Source organism: Rhizobium sp. CCGE531, assembly GCF_003627795.1.
Classification (GTDB): domain Bacteria; phylum Pseudomonadota; class Alphaproteobacteria; order Rhizobiales; family Rhizobiaceae; genus Rhizobium.
This window is the reverse complement of the sequence record NZ_CP032686.1, coordinates 503,680-526,214: the sequence shown is the minus strand read 5'-3', so window position 1 is coordinate 526,214 and position 22,535 is coordinate 503,680. Positions and strand designations below refer to the sequence as shown.

Here is a 22,535-nt window from a genome sequence, read left to right as displayed (position 1 = left end):
CTTCGCATCTGGAACTAGGCTAAGAAGGGATTTCGGGCGGTCAGAATCAAATCACGATCGCCCGATCCTTTTAAAGGATTGAAGGCTTCAACTAGTTCAAGAACCATCCGCTTTTCGTGAATACTCATTTCCGTGTCGTCCACCTCGACACTGTCGGTCACAATGAGAATGACGGCTCGATGGAGGTGGAGATCGCCTGGACATTACTTCCTACGATTTGTTGACTCACCCGCGGTTGATCAATAATTTGTGAACTCGGTCGTTAGGCTTGTCCTCACATGACGGATCAACCTATCCAGCGTCGCCTTGCCGCCATCGTCGTTGCCGATGTGGTGGGATACTCACGCCTCATGGAGGCTGATGAAGCCGCAACGCTGGCGAACCTCAGGGACCTCCGTTCTGGCGTTATCGAGCCGGCTGTGATGCGCCACCACGGCCGCATCTTCAAGGTCATGGGCGACGGCTTCTTAATCGAATTCGGTAGCGCGGTGGACGCGGTCGCAGCAGCGCTGGAAATGCAACGGGCCCCTACTGCTGTTGAGTCTTCCGGGAACCGGCGCCTGCTTTTGCGTGTCGGCGTCAATCTGGGAGATGTCATTGACGACGGTGCAGACGTCCTCGGCGACGGCGTCAATGTCGCGGCGCGCCTCGAGACCCAGGCCGCGCCGGGAGGTATTTGCATTTCAGCCAAAGTTTACGGCGAGATAGTCGGCAAGATCGGCGACCAATTCTTTGATGCAGGTGAACGTTACCTGAAGAACCTGACTCGCCCGGTCCACATATGGCATTGGCCAGATGCACTCCAGAGCATATTGCCGCTGCCCGAATGTCCCTCGATCGCTGTATTGCCGTTCACGAATATTAGTGGGGATGAAGCGGACGCGCCTTTCGTCGATGGCTTGACCGAAGACCTGATCACCGACCTTTCCCGTACAGCTGGCCTGTTCGTCATCGCGCGCAATTCCGTTAACGGCTACAAGGGCAAGCCGGTCGACGTACGGCTGGTGGCCCAGGAACTCGGCGTCCGCTACGTCCTGGAGGGGAGTGCCAGACGCGCAATGGGCCGTGTCCGCATCAATGCCCAATTGATCGACGCGCGAGCCGGCCGGCACTTGTGGGCCGACCGGTTTGACAGGACCGTGGAAGATGTTTTCGAATTACAGGATGAAGTTAACGCCAAGATTGTTGAAGCCCTCGTCGGCCGGCTGACCATCCCGAAGCAGCGCAATCGGCCGAAAAACTTTGAGGCGTACGATCTGTGTGTGCGCGCCCGCCTCCTGACGGAAGAGTCGCCGCAAACTGAGCGTGAGGCGTATATGCTGCTTCAACGCGCGGTTAAGCTTGAGCCGTCATATGCCGAGGCGCTCGGTCTGCTCGCCTATAACCGCTGGCTTGCCTGGACTCATTTCGGCGAGCCTGAAGATCCTAACCGTCAGATGGCGGCGACGTTTGCGCAAAAGGCCGTCGACCTAGATCCTAACGATGCCGGCTGCCGTTACGTTCTGGGGACCATTTTGGCTTATGAGCGGCGATGGGAGGAATCGGAGGACGCCTTCGCCAAGGCCCTGGAGCTAGACCCCAACCACGCCGACACCTGGGCCGCCATGTCAGACATGTCCGTGCTGGACGGCAGGGTCGCCGACGGATTAGCGCAGATCGAAAAAGCTCTGCGGCTCAATCCCTATCCAGCCTGCTGGTATCTTTGTCATCTTGGGCAGGCGCAATACGCAGCGCGTGACTATGAGGCGGCAACCGCAACACTCCGCAGGGAAGATACGTATCGTACCAACTCACGCAAATTCCTGGCTGCTACGCTTGCGCAGTTGGGCCACCGTGAGGAGGCGCGGCGAGAAGCAGAGTTGTTCCTGATCGCTCATCCTCATTTCACGATCGGCCATTGGCTCAGCTCCCAACCGTTGCGCGATGCATCCGTACGAGACCACTTTGTCGACGGCTTCCGAAAGGCCGGCCTGCCGGAGATGTGACAGCGGGTGGGGACAGCCGGGTTCAGGGCTTTGGAAGAAGGGATCGGTGCGTGCAGCTGGTTCTGCGACCCGAGTGCTCCGTGGCAAAAGGGGGCCGTGGAAAACGTCAACAAGCGCATTCGCCGCTTCATGCCAGGCAATACAGATCTAGCAACCGTCTCTCAGCGCGACCTGATTCACCTTGCCCGCTATCTCAATGACCAGCCGCGCAAGTGCCTCGGCTACAAGACACCAACCGAAGTGTTCATGGAGCATTTGCAAGAGGGAGGCTGATCCCCTGCCCAAGCGCAGGCATGATGCAGTCGGATGAGCTTCTCCCATGGCTGAAGACGCGCCCAAAGTGACATTTCTACTTTGCGCAACAGTGGACATTCCAACCTTGCCGCCACAGTTATAACATTACAATGTTAAGCCAAGCGCGGATCGTTCCTTCTTAGATACCCGCATCAATGAGAATGGCTGTAAATCGGCAAAAGCTGTTCACTATCTATCCGCGCCACCGACGCTTCGACCTGATGCCGCTCGAAAACGAAGTGAGCTCCATATCGTGCCGGAAGCCGATCAGTCGGGAAGCAATCCCTTAAAGTTAGTGGGTCGTATCCGCCAGCCAGAGTCGGACGTCCTGAATGGAGCGCATAAGGACGGAAGGATTGTCCCGGGAAGCGATGAAGCCCCAGCTCTGCCAGTAATGTTCCGCCTCGGCATCGATGGCCCGGACCACCACAGCGCGACCACCTACGATATCGGCACCGGCAATGCACCGTTGCAGCGCGTCCTTGACCAGCCCGCTGCCTATACCTCGTCCGGCATAGCGCTGATCAACCGCGAGCTGTCCGATCAAGAGGCAGGGAATCGGATCCGGTGGTCGTCCGGTACGGATCGCATGCGGTGCACTGTTCGGCGGGATGACACTCGGTGCGACGCCGTAATAGCCGACGACGGCACCATCCTCGTGAACGACCAGAACGCGGGTGAAACCGCGAGACTGGTTGGCTCGGGCAAAGCCGGTAAGCCACGCATTGAGAGCCGGCTTCCCACAGTCGAATACATCCAGACGATGGGTGTCGTTTAGCAGTTCAATGCCTGAAAGCGCCACCTAGCGTTCCCACGGCGCTGAGCGGCGTAATCGCTCGGCTGCTTTGGGCGGAGGAGCGGCAGCGGGAGCCGAGATCGCCTGCATGAAGGCCTGATAACCATCCGGCGAGAGGCGGATAACGGTCTCGTTGAGGATTGCTGCCTGCGCCTCGTGCAAAGCTGCACGCCGCATGAACTCGGTGCGAGACATGCCGAGCAACTCCGCGCCGCGATCAATAATGGTCAGATCGTCATCGCGGAAGCGCATCGAGACGGGTGTTTCCTTCCTTGGTGTCGTAGTTGCCATAAGAGCGCTCCTGTGCTGCGGATGTATATATCCCATTGTAACGCGGATTTCAATACAAAGCGGGGTACTCGCCTTCCTTTCGCTTCCCTATGCCGATCGAAACGAGATGCCGTTTGGAGAATGAGGAGCGGAGTTCACCGCTTCGACTTTGGCTGATGCAGCCGGCGCTTCACACCGGGACGCAGGGCGTTGCGCACATCCTTGTCCACGACCGCTAGATCGAACCATTCCGGATCGAAATGCCCGCCACACCATCGTTTGGTGTCGATATGTTCGGGGTCTTCATCATCTGCCATGATCTCGAGGAAGCGTTCATACCCGGACACACCACCCACATCTTCTGGCGGCCGGGCGCGCGCTCCATCGATGCTACTCCCGAACTTAGGTGGAGTGTCGAAAGCGAAGAATTCTTCGACGACGACGTTATGTTGCCAGCTATCACCAAAATCGTAGAGGTAACTGAACGTCGCGCCCTGCTCAAAGTCTCGAAGGCGAACCTCGCGAAAGTCGAACACACGCGGGTCATCGTCGAAGGCATCTTCCGTCAACAACTCGACGTCACCGTAGCGCAAACCACCGATAGAGAACTCGTGGAGATGATAGTTCCACCAGTTGAAGGCCGCCTGAATGGCAAGATGCAGTTGTTCAAGGTTCCAGTGCGACGGCAAAACCAGCCGGCGCCAAACCTTCGGCTCGATCTCGTTCAGCGAAACTTGAACCTGAACTGCGTTGATAGCCTTGAACATGCCGCAGATGAACAGGATGGATAGAGTGGAGTCAAGTTGCGCCATCAATCGCCTACGGCCGGACGCCATTATGCCTCCCCAATTTGCATGGCTCCGCGCTGCTATTTGCAGAGAATATAAACTGGCGGTGTGGAATTCGAACCCATCGCATCTCAATCGGCATCGATGCACCGCGCTGGGCCGGTTCGATAAATCACATCCCCCCGAGAGCGACAAGCAATTCGTCGACGGCCTGTCGCATGCCGGTAGTGAGTTGGCGCCCTCTTTGCCAAAAGATCACCTAGTGATAGACGGCGCCAGGTTCGAACGGTCGGAATTCTAGCCCGAACTGCCGATACTCCCGAGCAATCAGGCTATTGATGATCGAAATGTAAACTGCCGCGAAGGGACTAAGGCTATTGGCTGAGTGACATTCGCGTCTGCAACGAAAGGGCAGTGGTCCGATTTTGTTTGGCCGAGGTGTCTGCAACCATTATCTGTAGCCGTGCCTTCTATATTTCGCGTATGAGGACCTCTATGGCATATGATTGGAGCGGCGCCAAAACACGGCGGATCAGAATGCTGAAGATTGGTGTTTCGCTCTTGATGGTCCTAGCACTCTTGGCCAGCCCTGCAATGTTGCTTGTCCAGGCTCATCCGTAAATGGCGTGGGCGATCCAATGGAATCGCCGCCTTGACTGAGTTTGGATATTCCAAGTTCAACTTGCGGATATACAGACCGGTGCTTCGTTGTCTCGGTTTGCTAACCACGCGCAGATGTTTCCAGCATCGAAAGTGTTTAGAGATCTGGAAACTCGGGTGAGTCCGAACATTCGCGTTACGCGGACCGACAGGACGGATTTGCTGCCATGCGCTGATTAGTACGCTTGCAGCGGCACGGCGCACCCCGTCATGCAGCCTCGGTACCACTCATTCGTCGGCGGGGTGCCCGATCCCAAAGTTAATAGTCTCATAGTGGAAACACACTAAGCTTAGCCACTGGATCATTATTTTGCCGGCTGGATTTTCATGAGCTACATCCACATGACAGTGCTCCCGACAATGTGAAGCAAATGGATCAGTTCAGGTGTCTCCTTCCCTAGCAGGCGAAAAAGAAATTCGACCAAACAATAATGTCCTGCTCGAACTCGAGCATCGCATGAAGGTCACGCCGGCGATGCTCCACTCGATCGACGAGCATGGACGACTTGTCGCGGTCAGCGACGCCTGGTTGGCAAAGCTCGGCTATAGCCGCGAAGAAGTGATTGGTAGACGATCCTCCGATTTCCTGACACCGGAATCGCGGACCTACGCAATCAAGGAGATCCTGCCAAGATTCTTCCAAACAGGACGCATCGACGACGTCGAATATCAGATGGTGCGTAAGGACGGTGGCGTGATCGACGTGCTTTTATCGGCGGTCCTCGACACGAGCTCGCCTGATAGTGGGAATGTTTCTCTTGCCGTGGTGACGGATGTGACCGCGCTGAAGACGGCGAAGCGACTGCTTTCGGCGAGCGAAGAGCGCTATAGGGGTTTAGTCGAAGACCAGACGGAACTCGTGTCGCTTGCCAGCCCCGAAGGCGAGCTTCGCTTTGTCAACCATGCTTATGCGCGCCATTACGGCCTGCAACCGCATGATATGATCGGCAGGAGCCTATTCGATTTTATCCCGGAGGAAGGCCGTGCCGCCGTAGCGGAGCATCTTCGAACCGTCTGCAGCGTCAATTGGAGCCTTCACAACGAAAATCAGGTCATACTTCCAAATGGCCAGGTTCGTTGGATGGCTTGGACGAACAGAGCAACGGTCGACGCTGAAGGGCGAATTGCCATCCACTCGGTTGGACACGATATTGATGAGCGCGTTGCAGCCGAACGCCGTCTTCAGATGAGCGAGGCCCGCTACCGTTTGCTCGCGGATCATAGCACCGACATGGTGTTTCAGCTCGATCTCGATTTTGCGCATCGCTATGTTTCGCCGGCATGCCGGGAAATTCTCGGTCACGAGCCAGAACAGCTGATCGGCATGCAATTCGTAAGCTTCGCGCATTCGGAAGATGCTGAACGCATAGCAGTGATGTTGCCGCAGCTCCTCAACAACCACAAGAGCACTGTGATCTGCCGCTTCCACCATCGAGATGGATATTGGATTTGGGTAGAGGCTCAACTTAAGGCTCTGAGGGATCCGGATACTGGCACGCCGACAGGGATCATCGGAACACTGCGCGATGTATCCGAACGCAAGGCCATCGAGGAGCAGCTTCAAGACGCAAATCGGCGTTTGCAACAGATGGCGGAAGAAGACTGGCTCACGGGTCTCGCCAACCGGCGCTTCTTCGACAGCGCCCTCTCGCGGGAGCTGCACAGCAACCAATTAGAAGGACGAAAAATCGCCCTGCTGATGATCGATGTCGACTTGTTCAAGTCGTTCAATGACCGCTATGGCCATTTGGCGGGTGACGATTGTCTGAAGCAGATCGGTCGGGCAATCAAGACTGCGGTCGCGTCAGACAACAGCGTGGCAGCGCGCTATGGCGGCGAAGAATTTGCGGTTCTTCTTCCCGATACCGATCAAGCCGAGGCCACCGTCATCGCAGAACAGATCAGACAGTCGATCCTTCACCTGGCGATACCGCATGAGCTCAATCCCAATCTCGTTGCGACCATCAGCATTGGCGTCGCCGCTCTGCCCACAGGCGCGCCCTTGGGATCGGAAACTCTCTTACGCGAAGCGGACCGTGCGCTCTACCGAGCGAAGGATAGCGGACGCAATAGGGTTGTCGCTGGATAATTGCAGTCACCGTTCGCCACAACATTGCCCGCAACCGATCCCTGATCTACTGGATAAGCCCCTCGCGCGCTACCCACGATACGAACGCGTCCAACAGCACGGGGTCGAACTGTCCAGTTGACCTGAGCATCGCATCGATTGCTTCGCAGGGGGACCATGCGGTTTTATATGGTCTCACGCTGGTGAGCGCATCATACACATCGCAGATTGCAGCGATGCGTGCAACCTCGGGGATTTCGACTCCGACAAGCCCGTATGGATAGCCGGAGCCATCGAACCTCTCATGGTGATAGAGACAAATGTTCAGAACGGCTTTCGGTATGTCCTCGATTTGCCTGAGCATCTCGTAGCCCAACTCCGGGTGTGTGCGGATAACCATGAGCTCGGCGGTATTCAACGGGCCAGATCTCTCCAATAGCTTCGTTGATAAAGCCATTTTTCCGATGTCATGTAGCAGTCCGCCGAAACCGAGAGGGCCCACCGCATCTTCGTCCAATCCCAAACTCCGGCCAAATGCAATCATCGATGCGCTTACGGCCAACGAATGAAGGAGAGTTCCTTCCTGTCCGCCTTCGGGTTTTTCGGCACCGATTAACGCAACAACATCGGCCGAGGACCGTAACATAAGCTTTCCGACCACTCTCCCGGCGGAATCATATTGGATGTCGCGGTAACACCGTGCCCGATTAAAAAGATGTCGAACGTCCGGTATTGCTTCTTTGATCAGCCGCTTGGCCAGTCTGACCTGCTTTGCTCGGTAGGGTGATTGGACGTTGGCAGCAATTCCAAGAGCAGTTGACCTCATCGGCCTTGGAACATCCGCGCCACTATCCGCATCTTGCCTCGCGTCGATCCATATTGCCTCCCGCTGCACTGTCGGCTTGATAGCCACGCGAGATGGCTTCGGGAAATTGTCAATCCCGCTGAAAATCTCATCCGCAGAGCGTTCTCGCTCCCCTGCGAAGTTTTTCATATCCAGCTGATGTAATCCGAATTTCTCTATCACCGGAACCGCCTGCCAGTCGTAAAAATTCTGAATATAACCAAACTAGTCCTTGCGGAATAATACCGTCCAGCGAACGCAACATAGCACATCTCAGCAGTCACGGCATACTCAGTTTTGAAATATATTTACCATGAATCGACTTTTCATATCTCATTTCTATTTTCAATCCTAGATTTACATATCTAATTTCGCAAATTCGACGATATTATTCTCGAATATACAATCTAAGCTTTATACTAAAACGAGTGTCGAACGTGCACCCTGCATATCGGCAGTGCCATGCACCCCGAAGGGTTTCGTTCGGCCGATCAAGCGTGGATGTAGGCGGCGCCCGATCTAGCCCCGGCAGTGCTGGAACCTGCGGTGAGTCCGGTGGCAGTGGCTCCGGCTCTTGCGGGAATAACCTGGCGAGTGGCACGGGCGGTCTCGGATCGGTTTCCCGAACCTCAGGCACCCGATCGAGCGCGCGGACAAAAAGCGGATGCTGATCGCCATCCGCCAAGTGACAGCGTCCGGCCGTTTTGATCGGTCGTGATGGTCCCTTTGAAATTGGCCGCGACGATTCCCATCTCTCTGCCGCTTGTTTTCGGGAGAGACAATGAGAGACTTTGTGAATGCGACATTCGGGTCGGTTGAACTTGATATTATCAGCCAAGCACTCGAAGAATGGCGTGATGCAACGGGCATTAGCCGGAACGCACCAGAATATGAAATCGCAGCGGCTGCCGTCGTCACCCTGTTCAGAGAGGGAAGTCGCACGCTTCCCGAGCTTCGATTTGCTATTGCCGCCCATCAATGGCTCTCTCGGGACGTTGTGGAATTGGCGTGTGCCTCGCCCGGCACCGAAAACAAGGACTTATAGCCGACGGATCGATCGCACCCGATAACTTGAACTCAGGATTGTCGTGTCCTTTTGATGCCGATACCATAGCGTGGCGAACTGCTTCACGAAAATGCGCCGAAATCAGGTTTGAATTCGAGGCCTTAATGAAGAGCGATAGCAAAGGCAGAAAGATTTTCGAGGGGTTGAGCGAGGCCAGACGCCTCAACCTGATTGATCGCTTCATCGCCCAACTCCGCTCTGCATCGAAAAGCATGGCTGCGGACGGACGTCTCGATATCGTTGAAATGCTGGACGACGTTGCCAGCGATTTGATGGCCAACGCACGCGAGATTGCTTCAACCATGATTGGCATCGAAATCCTAGCTCAAGCGATAGGGCTTTTGGAGATGACCAAAGTGTTGGCGTCAGACCGTGATGAACCGATTACGCTGCATTGACAGTAGCGAAGGCCTCATGAAATCCGCGGGGAGCAAGACGTGACTGTGACCGCACTTTCCGAAGAAGATGTGGCTAACCACTGGAACAAGAACGCCGACCAGTGGGCCAGTGACGTTCGTAGCGGCTATGACGTTTATCGCGAGCATTTCACCCTCCCGGGTCGGCGGCCACATCCATGCGTTCGTCTTCTTCGGGGCAGTGCCGCAGTCGATCGTCTATGACAACGATCGTTGCCTTGTCGCAAAGATCCTTCCCGACGGGATACGGATCTCAGCATTGTGCCGCAGCGCGACCTGGCACACCTTGCTCGCCATCTCAACGATCAGCCACGCAAATGCCTCGGCTACAAAACATGGGGTAATCGCGGCGCGATCTCCTCAGGCCATTTTCTCAGTTGTTGCTGGTAGGGGTGGTTGCCCCCGATAAGATGGGAATACGGGCTCACGATTGGAACCGGCCCAAACATCATTTGTTGGAGGCAACCATGAACCAGTATATCGGGCTCGACATTTCTTTGAAAGAGACTGCGATCTCAATCCGGCAAGACGGCAAACGCATCTGGCGCGGGAAATGCCCTTCGGACCCCACACTTCTGGCGGGGATGATCCGCAAGCACGCCCCGCACGCAAGACGCGTCGTCTTCGAAACGGGGCCGTTGTCGACGTGGTTCTATCACGCCCTGATAGCCAAAGGGATGCCTGCGATCTGCATTGAGGCACGGCATGCGCAAAAAGTGTTGAACGAAACACTCAACAAGACCGATGCCAATGATGCGGACGGATTGGCGCAACTGGCGGAAGCCGGCTTCTGCAAGGCCGTCCGGGTTAAGGCGTTCGACAGCATGCTGACGCGCACGCTGGTTGGGGCACGCAATCATCTCCTGAATATCTCGATCCAGCTCAGCAACCAGATTCACGGCCTGATGAAGACATTCGGCCTTATCGTTCCCAAGGGAACTGGCCGCGTGTTCGACGGCCATGTGAAGGCACTACTGGATGGCCATGACAGCCTGGCGCGGATCATATTGCCCCTGTTCGATGCTTGGCGAGACATACGTAGGCATGCGGCCGAACTTGACCGGCAGCTGGTCTTAGCGGCGCGGCAGAGTCACGCTGCGAAGCGTCTGATGACGATCCCGGGCATCGGCGCCATCACGGCCCTATCCTACGTCGCGGCGATTGAAGATCCGGCCAACTTCAGAACATCGCGCTCGGTGGGCGCCTGGCTCGGGCTGACGACACGACGCTACCAGTCAGGCGAGGTCGACTATGACGGCCATATCTCGCGAAGAGGCGATACCCATCTACGAGGACTGCTTTACGAAGCGGCGACGGTTCTGCTGACGAGAACCGGCACCAGGGCCGAATGCAATCTCAGGGCCTGGGGGCTGAAGCTGCGTGAACGGTTAGGGTTCAAACGCGCTGCGGTGGCGGTCGCTCGCAAGCTCGCTGTCATCATGCACAGCATGCTCACGACAGGAGAAGAGTTCAATACATCGGCTGGCGCCGATCTCGCATAAACGAAGCGCCAGCTTCCTCCCTCAGCGTGTCAAATCTCGATTTGACGAACTGTGCGTCCCTGCTGTGGACGTGGGTTGGGTCATTCCGTTCGTGACGCTGCAGCAAATTGAAGACTGCGCACAAAACATAGGAAGGTCCTGCCTGCGAAAACCCATCGTGCGGCGACTGTTGTCGACCGCGGAGACAACGCTGCTCCCGGCACTGGACCGTTCTGGAGATATGACTGCCGAGGATGGCGAACCACGAAGCCGCTCACTCGCTACAGCACTATTGAGGGCGCGATCGCGAGCGGCTTCGTCACTACCGGAACCAGCCAGCCGGCCACGATCGCTGGTGCCAATCAATTTGAATCGGGCTGCTGTTCCGCAACCCGCAAGGATGCGCAATGGCAGGAATTCTCTTGACGGACAGGTGGCGATTAGACAACGCCAACCGAAGTGTCATGGCACATTTGCAGGGAGAGGTGTGATCCCCTCCCCCAAACGCCGGCGGTGCCGTCACGATCTCCATCAACTCAGAACTCGTCCCTCCCGCTTTGTGCGATCGCGCCGGTCATGCCCTGCGCTCTGCGAGATTGCCAACCAGTTTGCGGGCCGGAGATGACACGGGGCGTTGATCTCGGCTCGCAAGCGGTGAACCACGCATGACCGCTGCCGTTTGCCGAAGCGCATCGCCCGGGAATACGTCATGGCTGGAACCGCCGAGATTGAATTGTGCGATCAGGTCCTTCAGGCGACCGGCTTCCACCGCCAAGGTAGCGCTGGCGGCGTTCGTCTCCTCGACCATGGCTGCGTTTTGTTGCGTGACCTGATCCATCTGGTTGACGGCGGTGTTGACCTCAGCCAGGCCTGTCGACTGCTCGCGAGCCGACGTAGCGATTGCGTCCATGTGCTGGTTAATCGTTGCAACGTCCCGCTCAATGGCTTGAAGGACCTCACCTGTATCGCGCACAAGCTTGACTCCGCTTTCGACCTCGGTCGTGGAGTTGCGGATGAGATCCTTGATTTCCTTGGCCGCATTTGCCGAGCGTTGCGCCAATTCGCGCACTTCCTGCGCCACCACGGCGAAGCCCTTTCCGGCATCTCCAGCGCGTGCCGCTTCGATGCCGGCATTGAGTGCTAGCAGATTGGTCTGAAAGGCGATCTCGTCGATAACACCAATGATATTGGCGATCTGGTTCGAGGACTGCTCGATGCGGCTCATGGCCTCGACGGCATCGGCGACGACCTTTCCGGATCGGGCAGCGCTTGTGTTCGCCTGGATCGCTACCGCACGAGCCTCCTCGGCGCGCTTGGAGGAATTCGAAACATTGACGGTAATCTGGTCGAGGGCCGCCGCCGTTTGCTCAAGCGAGGCGGCTTGCCTTTCCGTGCGCTGCGAAAGGTCATCGGCGCCGTGACTGATCTCGGTCGAGCCGCTATCGATCGACGCCGTGGAATGAGTGACCGCAAGCAAGGTTTCGTTGAGCTGGGTGATTGCACCATTCAGATCGGAACGGAGCGTCTCGAAGTCAGGCGCGAACGGTTCCGTCAACTGGAACGACAGATCACCGGCGGCCAGCCGCTTCAAGCCACCCGCCAATCCAACGGTTGCTTCCCTTAGCCGCTGTTGCGCGGCGGCCTCAGCCTCGGCTGTCACTCTTAGCCGATCTGCCTCCGCTTGAGCGCGATTCTCCTCCGCCTCTGCCTCCAACCGCTTGTTCGCAATGGCTGCTTGACGGAACACCTCGACCGCACCGGCCATCTGACCAAGCTCGTCGCCCCTGCGCATCCCAGGGATTTGAATGTTCGTCTCGCTCGACGCCAGCCGTGCCATGGCGGCGCGCAATGCCGCCATCGGCTTGGTAATGCCAAAGACAATTGTGATAATCGCCATCAGGAGGCCAGCCACCAATCCTGCTGCCGACGACGTCGCCGTCAGAAATCGGGTGGTGTTTGTTTTGTCCGTCAGATCGTTCGAACCCTTGTCGGCAAATGACTGGATACCGGCCGTGAGATCACGGATAGCCAAGCTGACCTCATGGAAGTGCGGATCAACCTGATGATGATAAAGCTCCACAGCTTCCTTGTTTTGCCCCTTCTTCGCAAGATCCATCACAGCAGTGACGCTCGTGATGAACAGGTCGACCTTCTTTCCAAGATCGTCGATGCGGTCAGAAAAAGCCGGTGCCTGCTGACGGAGATCGGACAAGATTTGCCGGAGTTCAGGGACAGTGCCGTCAAATGCATCGCTCGACCTCTTTACTTGGTCAGGATCGGTTTCGGCGATGGCGCGAAAGGTGTTGTAAACCAGCTCATAGGTAAATGTGTTTGTGCGCCGGGCGTTCGCTACCGCGTGCGCTTCATGATCGAGAAACGCAGTATATGAATTGTCGATCACCGTCATTTCCGACGTCGCATACCAGATGCAAATGGCAATGATCAGCCCTATGAATGCGATGACAGAAAGCAATTTCGAAAGTATGCTTATTCGGTTCAGTAACGACATGGTGTTCAAACCCCTTAAATTATAGGGGAAATTCTATTTATGCTTAATTAATAGCGAGTTAATCGGAAGAAAAAGCAATTTATTTTAGTAGTTTCTATTCGTCTCATGGATCATGCCGACGCGAACTGAACGATAATTCCCTTGTTCGATGGACGAATACATTGTCGGCGAATCCGCCCTTGTCATGGCTCGGACAGCGAAATTGCTCTGTCGTTTCGACAGCCAAGATGATGACGGCAATGCGATCGCCGGAGGAATCCCTCAGATCAACGGCCGTGCTGGAAGGTGCTTTCGCGTTAAAGGTGAAAGTAATGTCGCGCAGCTCCGCGGGCGGCATCGTCAACTTGACGAACAACTGGAATTCGATGTGCGATGACGGGCCATGACAGACCGTGATCGACTATACCGCCGCCACCGCTTTCCCGCTGAAATCATTGCCCACGCCGTGTGGCTTTATTTCCGTTTCCCTCTCAGCCTGCGGATGGTCGAGGACTTGTTGGCTGCCCGTGGGATCATTGTCTCCCATCAGACGGTCCGGCTGTGGACGGAGAAATTTGGGCGGACCTTCGCCAATGACATCCGTCGTCGCTCATCCGGCCAGCTCGGAGACAAGTGGCACCTCGATGAGGCCGTCATTTCGATCCGAGGCAAGAAGCACTGGTTGTGGCGCGCCGTTGATCAGGATGGTTTCGTTCTGGAGGTGCTGGTGCAAAGCCGCCGCAATGCCAAGGCGGCCAAACGCCTGATGCGAAAGCTCTTGAAGAGCCAGGGCCGAGCGCCACGGGTGATGATCACCGATAAGCTTCGATCCTACGGCGCCGCAATGCGGGAGATCATGCCTGGTGTCGAGCATCGCTCCCACAAAGGCCTGAACAATCGGGCGGAGAATTCCCACCAGCCCGTCCGGCGGCGTGAGCGGATCATGAAGCGCTTCAAGTCACAGCGTCATCTACAACGCTTTGTCTCCATCCATGACCCGATTGCCAACCTGTTCCACATCCCGCGCCACGACATCCCCTCCAGCCATCATCGAGAGCTGCGCGCAGCGGCGATGAACCTATGGGCGAAAATCGCCCGGGCATGACCGACAAAACAGGCCGGCATCGTCTGGCTTCTTTGCCGTTAAGTTGACGATGCCCGAGAAAGAGAAAGAGGCGGTCGCCCTGTTCCTGGAATTGCTCCGCCAGAAGCGGGCAAGAGGGTATCGGCCGGCGGCTCGCCCGCGATGAAAGTCGGCGACAAAGGTAATGCTTCGGTATATACTCGAGATAGCAAAGCAGGAGTTTGCCATGTCGACGAAAGCCGTTTTTACAATGAAACTGGAGCCGGAGCTGCGCGATACGTTCATGGCCGAAGCCGCCGCGGATGACCGGCCGGCGGCCCAGGTCCTGCGCGAGCTGATGCGCGAATATATCAACCGCCGCCAGGAGGCGCGGCAGTACGATGATTACTTGCGTCGCAAGGTGGAGATCGCACGCGGACAGCGTGACGCCGGTATGCATGTCTCCAATGAGGAAGTGGAAGCCGAAGCGACGGCACGCCGCGCGGAGCTGCGCCGCCGGATCGATGAAGCGGATCTGTGAAAGTCCGTTGGATTGCAGCGGCACGACAGGATCGAGCCGATATTGTCGATTACATCGCCGTCGAGAATCCGCGGGCAGCGCTCAAGATGGACGAGCTGTTCAGCGAGGCGGCCGGCAAGCTCGGCGATTTCCCGATGCTCGGCCGTATGGGCAAGATCCCCGGCACACGTGAATTCATCCCGCATGAGAGCTACCGGCTCGTCTACGAAGTGGACGAAACAGCAAACACGGTATGGGTAATGGCGCTCGTCCATACCGCCCGCCAGTGGCCGCCGACCCGGGACGATTAAATGCCTTCCTCAACAAAAGTGCTTACGGAGCCCAAAGAAAAAATGGGCCGCCGGAAAAAATCCGAGGCCCTCAGGTATGAAGGTTTCAAAACCGCCAGAGGGGAACAGTCAATGCGGCGGCACTGGGAGGAAAAAGGCCGCCATATGCATCAACTGCAAGCACAATGCCCGATTCATGGACGATTGAAAATCATTTATCGTGCAGCGCAGCTATATGTGTGCTGTGTTGCACATAAGCATTTGCATCTACGCTGAAATACGGAGCGGCTACTTCAAACTGCCTCTGGCATGGGCGCAGCCTCCGCGGCCGCAGGGTGCAGATCACAAAGCCGCAACTGCTATCACACGAGTTCTCGGATCTTGTATGCAACTTCGGTTCGATTTGTCGCGTTCAGCTTCGACATGATATTGCGAATGTGCACCTTTATAGTGCTTTCACAAAGACCCATCTCGTAGGCGATGATCTTGTTTGCCTTGCCACGCCGTAACGCTTCAGCAACCACGGTTTCTCGCGGTGTAAACAGATTGTCGAGAGCGTTGCTCCGGCCGGCCACGGGAGCGAGTGCTTCTTTCGCAGCCAGCAAGCTGCTTGCTGGCACGAAAATGCCGCCCGCGCGCGCAAGAGCCACAGCTTCTGCGGCAACCTTTATCCCGACGTTCGTCGGGATATAACCGCGTGCGCCGCATTCCAGCGCATGCAAGAGCTGCCCAAGCTCATCGCCGTCTGCACCCACGATCACAGGACTTGTCTGAAACTGCTCGACCAAGGCACGGATGGTGGTACTGACATCGATCTCAGAAGCCTTGCGTCCACCGATCATGAGGAGGATTGCGGACGGCAACGCCTGCATATTGAGCCCGTGCCACTCATCCAATGAGCCTACGGTCACGATGTGTGGTGTACAGTCGCACTCCATCAAGTTCTTCGACAGGCACTCACGACCTAGCGTACGGGAATCGATGAGGAGAACATATTCGTCCCATTCATCCAACTTGGGCATACCTGCCGCAATAAACGGCCTCAGACCACCGGATGCCCCGGCGGAAATGCTACCTGCGCCCGGCTCTAATGTAAATTTCTCACTCGGAATCGACTGTCCCATCATGGCCTCTACCCGTTACATTCAACCCTGAATCCAGTCCATGCATATATTTTGAACCAACAGTATTAAAGCGATTTAATCTGTAAAAAATCTGTATTTTCAGAAGCGGCGTTCGTGGCATAGCGGTCGATATTATGTTTTCTTTGCTATAAGATTTTTGTAAAACTATTTTTTCATTAACATACTTTATCCGTTAATACAATTTTTAATATAATTTCTTTCCTACTGTACTTGTGATATATTTTTTATTTCAAAATCTTCTTATGGTTGTGGACCAGAATAGGGTTGCTCCGCCGATATGTACGACACGCCGTTGAAATTTCAGTGGGCGTCGGGTGACACAACGCGCCGATTCACACCCAACGGCCGCCCGCTTGGTGTCAGTTGACAGGATGGCCAGTTGAGTTCTCCAGTCGTCAGTGCGAACCGCGTGGTCATCACAAATCCTACGTCCGTATTGCTTTGATAGACACGGCGGCAGGGAACTTAGGGATCGCGCTTACAGATCCGGATATCCTCGATCAGGAAATCCGATTTACCTTCGCGACAGGCTATGCTGCATGAACCATGCCATGCTCAAATAGACTTAGATGAGGAAAAGCCTTTTCATTGGCGGTGCTTCGGCTTGTTGCGCTCTCTATCCTTCTTGGCCTCCGTCTCCCGGTTAGCCTGCTTCTCGTTCAGCAACTCATGCTGAGCTTGGCGCTGTCGTTCAATCTCGGGCGATTGGCTGATGTCGGCCGGTATCGGCTTTGACGGGTTCTGTTCGATGGAGCGCTCGGCCCGGACCGCAGACGCTGCTTCGGATTGTGTGCGGTAGGCGTGATCGCTACCGCCGCCGTCGAACGGCCGCTCGTGCGTGACGGTGCTTTGGTCGGCTTGGCGGATTTCGCGCTGCGCTTCGGCTTCGGTCCGCTCACGCACCACCTGAAGGTTGACCGCGATCTCGGCGTCGCTGCGCGCAATCGGATTCTCCGTCTGCGTGTCGGCCGCCTTCTCCGTAATACTCGCTTCCCATACATTGCGCTGCACCGGCCGGCGCTCGACCCGCTCCTTTCCGGTCGCCTTGTCGATGACCCGCACTTCCTTTTCCACGGTTTCGCGGCCGGTCACCACTAGGTTGATGCTATCACCTGTCTGAACGCTCGCCTTGCCGAGCGCATCCGGCAGGCCAACGCCCCAAACGCGCATCCGCCTGCCATCCTCACGCTTAAGATCGACATGCGGCGTCATCTCGTTCTTCGGATCGTTGTCGTAGTGGGAGGCACCATGTTCAAGATATACGCCCGAAATCCCCGAACGGGTCTGCGCGGTGACGCGGCTTGTCTGGCCGTTCTCAATCGGCTGAGCCAGCGATCCATCGCTAAAGCCGGAGACTTTCCGTTCGCGCTCATCTTCCTTGCGCCGGCGCTCCTCCACCTTCTTCTGCGCGACTACAAGCTGCTCCTGGAGCTCCGGATTGGTAATCTTGAGCCCGTGCTCGGCGGCAAGCTCCACGGCGATGGCTTTGTCCCGTGCTGTACCATCGACGTTGATGGAACCCCATTTTTCTGCTGCCGCGCGCATCGCCGCAAGGGTCGAAGCGCGTTCGCTATCGGCGGGCTTAATCTTGTCGCCATCCATGACCGGAGCGGAGGGCGGCTCTGCTTGCGTCGTTACAGCTCTTTCGGCCGTGATCGGCGCCGAAGCGGCCGCCTCTCGCTGAGGCGTGCCGGTCACTTCGGCCGGGGTCTCCTTCTGCGCCGTCCCCGGCGCGAGACCAGCACTGGCATTGCGTTGCTGCGCTGCTCGCTCATTTGCGGCCACGAGCTTTTCCTGAAGTTCGGGGTTGGTGATTTTGAACCCATGCTCGGCAGCAAGCTCGATCGCGAGGCTCTTGTAGCTTTCGGTGCCACTGATCGTCAGGCTCCCCCACTTTTGCGAAGCGACCTGCATGGCAGCAAGGACAGCCTCGCGATCTTTCCATGTGTTGATTTCGACCTTGTCGCCGTGATCCGTGAAGGCAACAGCCTGCTTTCCGCTTTCCCTATGGGTAACATAACGAATGACCACGCCGCGTTCTTCCGCCACGAACTGGCGGTACTCGTATTTGACTGGAGCGACAAAACGTCGCCCTCCACCGCACCGCGGTTCTTCTCGATGTCTTCCTGAATGGCCAGCATGCGCGCTTGCGATAGACGAAGCTTGCCATGCAACTCCTCGATCTGTGGCTGACGATCCGATGGCAGATGTTTCTTGATGATCTCCATCTGCTCATTCATGTCAGCGAACGAGGTCTTCATCACGTTGATGATTTGCCAAACTATTTTCTCCCTTCGTAAATTGATCGACCAATTCCGCTAGGTGCTGCTCGGCCAACGACGCCGAGATTTCCGGTCGGTTGCCTTGCGGCCTGTCATCGCGCAGTACACCGCGTGAAGCCTGATCGCGATCGCCGTCTCTGTCTGTCTGCTCCACCAGGCGTGCTGCCGCCTCGCTGCGCTGGCGGAATTCGAGCACCTTCACCGCTTCCGCCTCGGCCCGCAGCAAAGGACGCACCGTGTCGGCGAGCTCACGTGGCACAACGAAACGGTTGGCTGCGCAATTGCCGGAAGCGGAAACGGCTATGGAACTGGATTGTGAGCGCGCCGGCGCAATCCGGTGCATGTCGGCTGGTAAAACATCGATGTAGCCGAGCGACCCGCCATGGGCTATCGCAAACTCAGCCGCCTCCGCGCGATCGCGCGTAAAAATCGGGGCCGATGATCCCAGCGTCACCGGCAACAGTGATCGCGGCCGTTCCGCCCGATAGAGCCGCAACGCACCTGGTTCCACCGGAACCTCACGAACGGCTTGCGAGAAAATCGCTGCAACCTCGCTCCACCCTTGTGGGGCAGCAACTGGTTTCCGAGGTTCTTAGATAGAGAGGTTGATACGGCGCCATGTGCTCCGTCATCTGCGAGAAGCCGCTTGCCGTCACCTGCTCACGTCGGCCTCACCCTGAAGATATCCGCACGCAGAGAAAAGAATATACCCGATGCGGCCTGGCGCGATGCCGCTGAACCATCTCGCTGGACCGATACCAACAATCTCGCGTCGGAGAAGCAAACGCAACTCATCAACGGGGTGGGTGAGCACAGGGCGCATTTTGCCACCAGAGTGCGCAGCTGCCCCAGCTTTGCTTCACCGACGATACGGGCTGAAGCAGAGCGGGTCTTTGCGATTTCGTTTTGGCGGGATAACGGACATGGCTGGACCCGCTGCTGGCTTGGCTCGGTCGTGAATGACCCGTAGCCAGCCTTCAAAGAACTGCGCGCAAACCAGGGGTTCGCCGGGCCACAAAGCCGACAATGAGGAAGCTTGCCAAGATGCCGCCCAGACTGGCGAGCGCGAATTTGACGCCAATGGAAGCCGGTAAAAAGTGCAGCAACCGTGTAATCGCGACCAAGATCGGCGCGTGCAAGACGTAGACGCCAAACGCATTGCGCGTAAGGAAGCACGCGACGGGTCCTTGGCTGTCAAAGTGGTCTCGGTATAGGGCGATTGCCCCTAACGACACAGCAAGACACGTGAATGAACGCCAGGCGTCCATGCCAGCAGCCTGCCAGTGCCAACCGCCGCCATAGGGGGAGACGTCGCCGCTCATGGCACCGCCCGCAGCGACCAGGACGATCCACAGCGCACCACCGGCCAAAAGGCCATTCCACAACCACCGCCTTCCGACACGTGATGGTATCTGGCGCAACCAGTCACCTCTCCATGCGGCAATTCCGGCGGCATACATTAGTGGGTATTGAGGAAAGTCGTGTACATCGATGTTGAGAACCGTCGTCGCATTCGGAAAAGTAGCGCCGACAACAAAGGTCACGATGGCGATTACGGCCGCGTAACCTAACATTCAGGTCTTCGAACACATACAGCGAGCGAGATGATATTCAGTTAACGACCGAACATCAGAAACTGAGCGGCTTCACATTTCGCTAGGCGGCAGACCACGACAATACTTCCCGAGAACGTTCAAGATTGTCTTAGTGCTCTTGATATGAATCGAACCAACGGCCCCGTTGTTGCAAAGCCCAACGACTGATGGCGCATCGGGGAGCGCAGCGGCTTCACGATAAACAAGATCCAGATTTCCTCACCTGCGCAAAATAGACAAGACACTGTCGCTCAGCACCAAATAGGTATGCAAATTTCCGCTGTTCAAAACACAAATCGGCCGCGAGTTTACATTCGAGCAGATTGATCGTGCGATGTCGTATATCTCATCAGTCATGACAGCCCGATTGCCTCGGTTCCAGGCCGGGGCCAAAAGGATATCGAACAGGAGTTTCGACAGAACTTCCAAGGCTTGATGATAGAGGAAGTAACGCTTGAGGAGTTGCTCGCAGCACGCCGGGATCTGGTAGATCGGATCATTGATCCAAATGCCCATGGTGTCGAGTTTCACAACGCTCTGACCCATGTACCCTATGCCCCTGACGCCTGAACACCGGATTTTGCCGATGCCCTGACCTATTATACGCAGACCAAGGTGGTATATCGCCTAATCAAGGCGTGATCGACGTTCGGCGTGCAAGCTCCACGTCGAAATGGGGAGGCGCATTGGGGGCGATCTGCACGAAGTTGCCTTTGACGCGGAACACCTTCTCGATCAGCCCGCTGTCGGCCAGTCTTTTCGGTTCCCCATCGAACACGAGTTCGCCCTTTTCGAGCAGCGAGATATGGTCGCAAATCGACATGGCCTGATTGAGGTCGTGGATCGACATGATGACGGCAACCCCCTTCTCGCGGCTGAGGCGGTAGACAAGGTCGAGGATTTCGATCTGATAGCCGATGTCGAGGAATGATGTGGGTTCGTCGAGAAGTAGAACTCCGGCTTCCTGGGCGAGAGCCGCGGAAATCCAGGCGCGTTGACGCTCGCCGCCGGAAAGTTCGCGAAGGCTTCTGCCGGCAAAATCCGAAAGACCAGTGCTGTCGAGCGCCCACCGAATTGCTTCCTCGTCATGACGGTCGTAGCTGCGAAACAGGCCGACATGCGCGAATCGCCCTTGCCGGACCAGCTGTTCCACCGTCATTTCATCGGGAGCCGAAGGCTGTTGCGGCAGAAATGCCAGATGTTTTGCCAATTGCCGGCGAGACATGGAACCGATCGGCCGGGATTCGATCTCAACCTTTCCTTCGGCAGGAGTAATGAGACCGGCGAGCGTCTGTAGTGCCGTGCTCTTGCCCGAGCCATTCGGTCCGATGAGCGCACGGATCTCTCCTTTTTGAAGTGAAAGATTAAAAGCATTCAATGCCTTGCGGCGACCATAGGTGACAGACAATCTCGAACAGGAGAGCAACATAAGGATCTCACGGCATTTTGCGCAGAAGAGCGATGAGGACGGGAACACCGCAAAGTGCAGCGACCACGCCGAGCGGGATTTCATCGGCTTGGCCGATCAGGCGGCCGATCAGATCTCCGAGCGTGACCACAATCGCGCCAAGAGCAATCGTCAGTGGCAGAACGAGGGTGAAACGCTTGCCAGCAATAAAGCAGGCAAGATGGGGAATGACGAGACCAACGAAAACAACCGGCCCGACGGCACCGACAGCGCTGGCGGCAAGGCTGCAGGATAGTAGCAGGACGATCGAGAACTGCCGGCGGTAGGCGAGCCCGAATGAGCGGGCGACCGGAGCCTCGAAGCGCAACAAATCCAGGGGTCTGCGCACGAGAGGCAAAACGGCCAGACCGACAACCGTGAACGGAAAAAGGAACTCTGCATGTTCCCAGCTGCGGGCGTAGAGACTGCCGGACAGCCATTCCAGGAGGATTTCTATGCGGGAAGATCCCCATCCCGCCATCAGCCCGATTGCCAGGGCGTGGAGCACGGCGCCGATCGCGATGCCGCAAAGAGTAATCCGAAGCGGCCCCAGATCGAGGCGAAACGCGAGGAGATAGATAATGCCGCCGGCCACGAGCCCGCCAAGCATGCCGACTGCCGGTAGCCACTCCACGGGAAGCGCTGCCAGTGTGTTCGACCCCGGATCTCCACTGTAGACGGTGAAGACAAGAAAGACCGTCACAGAAAGGGTCGCTCCTTGAGAGACCCCCATAATGGAGGGGTCGGCCAATGGATTGCGCGTAATGGTCTGAAGCAGGAGACCGGCGACGGCAAGGTGGATGCCCGCCAAAACCCCCGTCAAAATTCGCGGCAGGCGTATATCCATGATGATGGATTGCGCTTCAGGAGAACCATGGCCCGTCAACACCGCGCCAATATCGGAAGCAGGAATGTCGACAACCCCGAGGAATAACGCCAGCACCAGTGAGAGGAGCGCGAAGACAGCGCTAATTGCCAGGAGCCAAGTTGAGCCTGGATTGCGTCCTATGTTCAGGGAGGTGTTCATGACCATGCCC

Annotated in this window: 21 protein-coding genes and 1 pseudogene; 10 read left to right on the top strand and 12 right to left on the bottom strand. The window is 56.7% G+C overall.

Features of this window, described 5'->3' with window-relative positions:
* Window positions 1-278: 278 nt before the first annotated feature.
* Window positions 279-1,985 carry an adenylate/guanylate cyclase domain-containing protein gene (locus CCGE531_RS28795; RefSeq protein ID WP_120670196.1) on the top strand — a complete coding sequence of 569 codons (1,707 nt, stop codon included), beginning with the start codon at window positions 279-281 and terminating at the stop codon, window positions 1,983-1,985.
* 15 nt (window positions 1,986-2,000) lie between these two features.
* Window positions 2,001-2,258: pseudogene (locus tag CCGE531_RS28790) on the top strand (IS30 family transposase); the annotation flags it as partial.
* 313 nt (window positions 2,259-2,571) lie between these two features.
* Here the strand turns inward: CCGE531_RS28790 and CCGE531_RS28785 are convergent.
* From CCGE531_RS28785 to CCGE531_RS28775, 3 genes are all read right to left on the bottom strand, one after another.
* Window positions 2,572-3,081: a GNAT family N-acetyltransferase gene (locus CCGE531_RS28785; protein ID WP_120670194.1), complete on the bottom strand. Its 510-nt coding sequence runs from the start codon at window positions 3,079-3,081 to the stop codon at window positions 2,572-2,574.
* Complete coding sequence (locus CCGE531_RS28780) at window positions 3,082-3,366, bottom strand: DUF1778 domain-containing protein (protein WP_120670192.1); 285 nt, start codon at window positions 3,364-3,366, stop codon at window positions 3,082-3,084. It abuts the gene before it with no gap.
* Window positions 3,367-3,500: 134 nt separating this feature from the next.
* Window positions 3,501-4,112: a plasmid pRiA4b ORF-3 family protein gene (locus tag CCGE531_RS28775; protein WP_162944108.1), complete on the bottom strand. Its 612-nt coding sequence runs from the start codon at window positions 4,110-4,112 to the stop codon at window positions 3,501-3,503.
* Between the two features lie 1,066 nt (window positions 4,113-5,178).
* Here CCGE531_RS28775 and CCGE531_RS28765 point away from each other — a divergent pair.
* A complete protein-coding gene (locus CCGE531_RS28765; protein ID WP_245459432.1) occupies window positions 5,179-6,882 on the top strand; it encodes a sensor domain-containing diguanylate cyclase in 1,704 nt (567 codons plus the stop codon).
* Window positions 6,883-6,928: 46 nt separating this feature from the next.
* Here the strand turns inward: CCGE531_RS28765 and CCGE531_RS28760 are convergent, their stop codons facing one another.
* Complete coding sequence (locus tag CCGE531_RS28760) at window positions 6,929-7,888, bottom strand: HD-GYP domain-containing protein (protein WP_162944065.1); 960 nt, start codon at window positions 7,886-7,888, stop codon at window positions 6,929-6,931.
* Between the two features lie 598 nt (window positions 7,889-8,486).
* On the opposite strand from CCGE531_RS28760, the gene CCGE531_RS28750 reads away from it, so the two are divergent.
* From CCGE531_RS28750 to CCGE531_RS28735, 3 genes are all read left to right on the top strand, one after another.
* Window positions 8,487-8,750 (top strand): hypothetical protein, encoded by a 264-nt coding sequence (locus CCGE531_RS28750; RefSeq protein WP_120670184.1) that lies wholly within the window; start codon window positions 8,487-8,489, stop codon window positions 8,748-8,750.
* A 125-nt stretch (window positions 8,751-8,875) separates the two neighbouring features.
* Window positions 8,876-9,169: a hypothetical protein gene (locus CCGE531_RS28745; protein ID WP_120670182.1), complete on the top strand. Its 294-nt coding sequence runs from the start codon at window positions 8,876-8,878 to the stop codon at window positions 9,167-9,169.
* 485 nt (window positions 9,170-9,654) lie between these two features.
* Window positions 9,655-10,689, top strand: coding sequence for an IS110 family transposase (locus tag CCGE531_RS28735; protein WP_120670180.1), 1,035 nt, complete (start codon window positions 9,655-9,657; stop codon window positions 10,687-10,689).
* Between the two features lie 553 nt (window positions 10,690-11,242).
* Here the strand turns inward: CCGE531_RS28735 and CCGE531_RS28730 are convergent.
* Window positions 11,243-13,177, bottom strand: a complete 1,935-nt coding sequence (locus tag CCGE531_RS28730) for a methyl-accepting chemotaxis protein (protein WP_120670179.1) — start codon at window positions 13,175-13,177, stop codon at window positions 11,243-11,245.
* A gap of 148 nt (window positions 13,178-13,325) precedes the next feature.
* On the opposite strand from CCGE531_RS28730, the gene CCGE531_RS34495 reads away from it, so the two are divergent.
* From CCGE531_RS34495 to CCGE531_RS28710, 4 genes are all read left to right on the top strand, one after another.
* Window positions 13,326-13,553: a hypothetical protein gene (locus CCGE531_RS34495; RefSeq protein ID WP_162944064.1), complete on the top strand. Its 228-nt coding sequence runs from the start codon at window positions 13,326-13,328 to the stop codon at window positions 13,551-13,553.
* Between the two features lie 6 nt (window positions 13,554-13,559).
* Window positions 13,560-14,261 carry an IS6 family transposase gene (locus CCGE531_RS28720; protein WP_120670175.1) on the top strand — a complete coding sequence of 234 codons (702 nt, stop codon included), beginning with the start codon at window positions 13,560-13,562 and terminating at the stop codon, window positions 14,259-14,261.
* 229 nt (window positions 14,262-14,490) lie between these two features.
* Window positions 14,491-14,760 (top strand): antitoxin of toxin-antitoxin stability system, encoded by a 270-nt coding sequence (locus CCGE531_RS28715; protein ID WP_120670624.1) that lies wholly within the window; start codon window positions 14,491-14,493, stop codon window positions 14,758-14,760.
* Window positions 14,757-15,050: a type II toxin-antitoxin system RelE/ParE family toxin gene (locus tag CCGE531_RS28710; protein ID WP_162944062.1), complete on the top strand. Its 294-nt coding sequence runs from the start codon at window positions 14,757-14,759 to the stop codon at window positions 15,048-15,050. Before CCGE531_RS28715 ends, CCGE531_RS28710 begins: the two co-directional genes overlap by 4 nt.
* A gap of 341 nt (window positions 15,051-15,391) precedes the next feature.
* On the opposite strand, the gene CCGE531_RS28705 is transcribed toward CCGE531_RS28710, so the two are convergent.
* The 7 genes from CCGE531_RS28705 to CCGE531_RS28670 all read right to left on the bottom strand — a co-directional run bounded on the left by CCGE531_RS28705 (window position 15,392) and on the right by CCGE531_RS28670 (window position 22,531).
* Complete coding sequence (locus CCGE531_RS28705; RefSeq protein WP_120670173.1) at window positions 15,392-16,156, bottom strand: response regulator transcription factor; 765 nt, start codon at window positions 16,154-16,156, stop codon at window positions 15,392-15,394.
* Between the two features lie 603 nt (window positions 16,157-16,759).
* The gene (locus CCGE531_RS28700; RefSeq protein WP_162944061.1) at window positions 16,760-18,223 is read right to left on the bottom strand and encodes an LPD7 domain-containing protein; all 1,464 of its coding nucleotides are present in this window, start codon (window positions 18,221-18,223) and stop codon (window positions 16,760-16,762) included.
* A gap of 192 nt (window positions 18,224-18,415) precedes the next feature.
* Window positions 18,416-18,967, bottom strand: a complete 552-nt coding sequence (locus CCGE531_RS28690; protein ID WP_162944060.1) for a hypothetical protein — start codon at window positions 18,965-18,967, stop codon at window positions 18,416-18,418.
* A 466-nt stretch (window positions 18,968-19,433) separates the two neighbouring features.
* Window positions 19,434-20,030, bottom strand: a complete 597-nt coding sequence (locus tag CCGE531_RS28685; protein WP_120670166.1) for a hypothetical protein — start codon at window positions 20,028-20,030, stop codon at window positions 19,434-19,436.
* Between the two features lie 240 nt (window positions 20,031-20,270).
* Window positions 20,271-20,597, bottom strand: a complete 327-nt coding sequence (locus tag CCGE531_RS28680; protein ID WP_120670164.1) for a hypothetical protein — start codon at window positions 20,595-20,597, stop codon at window positions 20,271-20,273.
* Window positions 20,598-20,682: 85 nt separating this feature from the next.
* Entirely contained in the window at window positions 20,683-21,480 is a 798-nt protein-coding gene (locus CCGE531_RS28675; protein WP_120670162.1) for an ABC transporter ATP-binding protein, read from the bottom strand.
* Window positions 21,481-21,487: 7 nt separating this feature from the next.
* Window positions 21,488-22,531, bottom strand: coding sequence for an iron ABC transporter permease (locus CCGE531_RS28670; RefSeq protein WP_120670160.1), 1,044 nt, complete (start codon window positions 22,529-22,531; stop codon window positions 21,488-21,490).
* Window positions 22,532-22,535: the final 4 nt, after the last annotated feature.

Coding starts and splice junctions, on each gene's coding strand:
- CCGE531_RS28720 (WP_120670175.1), top strand. CDS start 13,560: ATGACAGACCGTGATCGACTATACCGCCGCCACCGCTTTCCCGCTGAA.
- CCGE531_RS28750 (WP_120670184.1), top strand. CDS start 8,487: ATGAGAGACTTTGTGAATGCGACATTCGGGTCGGTTGAACTTGATATT.
- CCGE531_RS28680 (WP_120670164.1), bottom strand. CDS start 20,597: ATGGGTCAGAGCGTTGTGAAACTCGACACCATGGGCATTTGGATCAAT.
- CCGE531_RS28730 (WP_120670179.1), bottom strand. CDS start 13,177: ATGTCGTTACTGAACCGAATAAGCATACTTTCGAAATTGCTTTCTGTC.
- CCGE531_RS28685 (WP_120670166.1), bottom strand. CDS start 20,030: ATGTTAGGTTACGCGGCCGTAATCGCCATCGTGACCTTTGTTGTCGGC.
- CCGE531_RS28780 (WP_120670192.1), bottom strand. CDS start 3,366: ATGGCAACTACGACACCAAGGAAGGAAACACCCGTCTCGATGCGCTTC.
- CCGE531_RS28735 (WP_120670180.1), top strand. CDS start 9,655: ATGAACCAGTATATCGGGCTCGACATTTCTTTGAAAGAGACTGCGATC.
- CCGE531_RS28715 (WP_120670624.1), top strand. CDS start 14,491: ATGAAACTGGAGCCGGAGCTGCGCGATACGTTCATGGCCGAAGCCGCC.
- CCGE531_RS28795 (WP_120670196.1), top strand. CDS start 279: ATGACGGATCAACCTATCCAGCGTCGCCTTGCCGCCATCGTCGTTGCC.
- CCGE531_RS28775 (WP_162944108.1), bottom strand. CDS start 4,112: ATGTTCAAGGCTATCAACGCAGTTCAGGTTCAAGTTTCGCTGAACGAG.
- CCGE531_RS28675 (WP_120670162.1), bottom strand. CDS start 21,480: ATGTTGCTCTCCTGTTCGAGATTGTCTGTCACCTATGGTCGCCGCAAG.
- CCGE531_RS28745 (WP_120670182.1), top strand. CDS start 8,876: ATGAAGAGCGATAGCAAAGGCAGAAAGATTTTCGAGGGGTTGAGCGAG.
- CCGE531_RS28670 (WP_120670160.1), bottom strand. CDS start 22,531: ATGGTCATGAACACCTCCCTGAACATAGGACGCAATCCAGGCTCAACT.
- CCGE531_RS34495 (WP_162944064.1), top strand. CDS start 13,326: ATGGACGAATACATTGTCGGCGAATCCGCCCTTGTCATGGCTCGGACA.
- CCGE531_RS28705 (WP_120670173.1), bottom strand. CDS start 16,156: ATGATGGGACAGTCGATTCCGAGTGAGAAATTTACATTAGAGCCGGGC.